This window comes from Stenotrophomonas sp. P5_A8 (genome assembly GCF_056400545.1).
In genome coordinates, this window is record NZ_JBFULB010000462.1 from 1 (window position 1) to 2,339 (window position 2,339).

Annotated in this window: 3 protein-coding genes; 2 read left to right on the plus strand and 1 reads right to left on the minus strand. The window is 69.2% G+C overall.

Annotation, left to right across the window (positions count from 1 at the left end):
- Positions 1–10: 10 nt before the first annotated feature.
- Both cheD and AC1DQP_RS19570 read left to right on the plus strand, forming a co-directional pair.
- Complete coding sequence (gene cheD / locus AC1DQP_RS19565; RefSeq protein WP_478052309.1) at positions 11–607, plus strand: chemoreceptor glutamine deamidase CheD; 597 nt, start codon at positions 11–13, stop codon at positions 605–607.
- Positions 604–1,674: a protein-glutamate methylesterase/protein-glutamine glutaminase gene (locus AC1DQP_RS19570; RefSeq protein ID WP_256777498.1), complete on the plus strand. Its 1,071-nt coding sequence runs from the start codon at positions 604–606 to the stop codon at positions 1,672–1,674. Before cheD ends, AC1DQP_RS19570 begins: the two co-directional genes overlap by 4 nt.
- 411 nt (positions 1,675–2,085) lie before the next feature.
- On the opposite strand, the gene AC1DQP_RS19575 is transcribed toward AC1DQP_RS19570, so the two are convergent.
- Positions 2,086–2,339, minus strand: a 254-nt coding sequence (locus AC1DQP_RS19575; protein WP_478052308.1) for a hypothetical protein, incomplete at its 5' end; no start/stop codon positions are given.

A 2,339-nucleotide genomic window follows, 5' to 3' on the forward strand; every position in this document is an offset into this window, starting at 1 on the left:
GAGCACCGGCATGAACCTGGCGCTACGCACCGACGATGTCATGCGTTACTTCGACAGCCGCTTCAAGGTAACCGCGGCCAAGCTGCTGCCCACCCAGTACCTGGTGGTCGACGACAACACCGCGCTGACCACCACCCTCGGCTCGTGCGTGGCCGCGTGCCTGCGCGACCCGGTGCTCAAGATCGGCGGCATGAACCACTTCCTGCTGCCCGAAGGCAACGTCGGCGATGGCGCGCCCGCGCGCTACGGCAGCTACGCCATGGAACTGCTGATCAACGACCTGCTCAAGCGTGGCGCTCACCGCAAGCGCCTGGAAGCCAAGGTGTTCGGCGGCGCCAACGTACTCAAGGGCTTTACCAGCAACCCGGTCGGCACCCGTAACGCCGAGTTCGTGCGCCAGTACCTGCAGGCCGAGCACATCCCGGTGCTGGCCGAAGACCTGTGMGGCATCCATCCGCGCAAGGTGTGGTTCTTCGCCGACACCGGCCGCGTCGTCGTGCAGCGCCTGCCGCACGCGCACGAGGCCGAAGTCGCCGCAACCGAATCGGCCGTGCGTGCGCGTCTGTCCAAGGCCCCGGTCACCGGCGGCGTGGAGCTGTTCGAATGACCCACGGTGCGCCCTGCAGAGTCCTGATCGTCGACGACTCCGCCGTTGTGCGGCAGATGCTCAGCGAAATCCTCGCCAGCGATCCGGGCATCGAGGTGGTCGGCACCGCCGCCGACCCGCTGCTGGCGCGCGAGAAGATCAAACGCCTCGCCCCGGACGTGATCACCCTGGACGTGGAAATGCCGCGCATGGACGGCCTGGCGTTCCTGGAAAACCTGATGCGCCTGCACCCGCTGCCGGTGGTGATGATCTCCTCGCTGACCGAACGCGGCGCCGACACCACCCTGCAGGCGCTGGCACTGGGCGCGGTGGATTTCGTGTCCAAGCCCAAATTCGACGTCGCCCGCGGCCTGCAGGCCTATGCCGAGGAAATCATCGGCAAGGTCAAGATGGCCGCGCGCTCGCGCGTGCGCACCCTGGCCCGCCCCATCACCCCGCGCATCACGCTCGACGCGGTCGCACCGGTCACCCCCGCGCGCAGCATCCAGTTCCGCACCACCGACCGCCTGATCGCCATCGGCGCCTCGGCCGGCGGTACCGAAGCGCTGCGCGTGGTGCTCGAGGGCATGCCCGCCGACGCGCCCGCCGTGGTGCTTACCCAGCACCTGCCGGCCACGTTCAGCACGCCCTTCGCCGAGCGCCTGGACCGGCACTCGGCCATGTCGGTACGCGAAGCCAGCGATGGCGAAGCGGTGCTGCCCGGCCACGCCTACCTGCCGCCGGGCGGCAAGCACCTGCGGGTGATCCGCGACGGTGCGCGCTGGCGCTGCCGCGTGGATGACGGCCCCGCGGTCAACCGGCACAAGCCGGCAGTGGACGTGCTGTTCCGCTCGGTCGCCGAAAGTGCCGGTAGCAACGCTATCGGCGCGATCCTCACCGGCATGGGCGACGACGGCGCCCGCGGCCTGCTCGAACTGCGCAACGCCGGCGCCCCCACGCTGGTGCAGGACGAAGCCAGCAGCGTGGTTTGGGGTATGCCGGGCGCGGCCTACAAGCTGGGTGCGGCCGAAGAAATGGTGCCACTGGAGCGGATTGCCGAGCGCTTGATGGCGTTGGCGCGGGGATAGTCCGCGCCAGCCACGCATGGCGTGGCTCTACCCGGCGATCATGCGATGGCCTGGTGGCATCACCGTTGCGCGGCCCTCCCCGGTAGAGCCACCCCACGGGTGGCTGCACGCCATGCCAGACCGAAGAACAGCCACGCATGGCGTGGCTCTACCCGGCGATCATGCGATGGCCTGGCGTTACCGTTGCGCGACCCTCCCCGGTAGAGCCACCCCACGGGTGGCTGCACGCCATGCCGGACCGAAGAACAGCCACGCATGGCGTGGCTCCACCGTGCGCCCCGGCCAGGCCGAAGCACGCGCGGCGACGTCCCTCACCCGCCCCGGCACCACCGCATCGGGTTGTCCACCAGCAGCTTCCGCTGCAGCTCAGCGGTCACCGCGATCCGCGGAATGAAATCCACCAGCATGCCGTCATCGGGCATAGGCGATTTCAGGTGCGGGTGCGGCCAATCCGCCCCCCCACACGACGCGATCCGGCAAGGCAATGTCGGGCAATGCCGGGAAATGCGGGGTATCGCGGGGTATCGCGAGACAATGCGGGGTATCGCGGGGTATCGCGAGGCAATGCGGGGTATCGCGGGGTAGAGCCGAGCCATGCTCGGCTGCTCTACCAGCATGCGCAGCGGTCACCACGTCTGCCTGCACGCAGCCGAGCATGGCTCGGC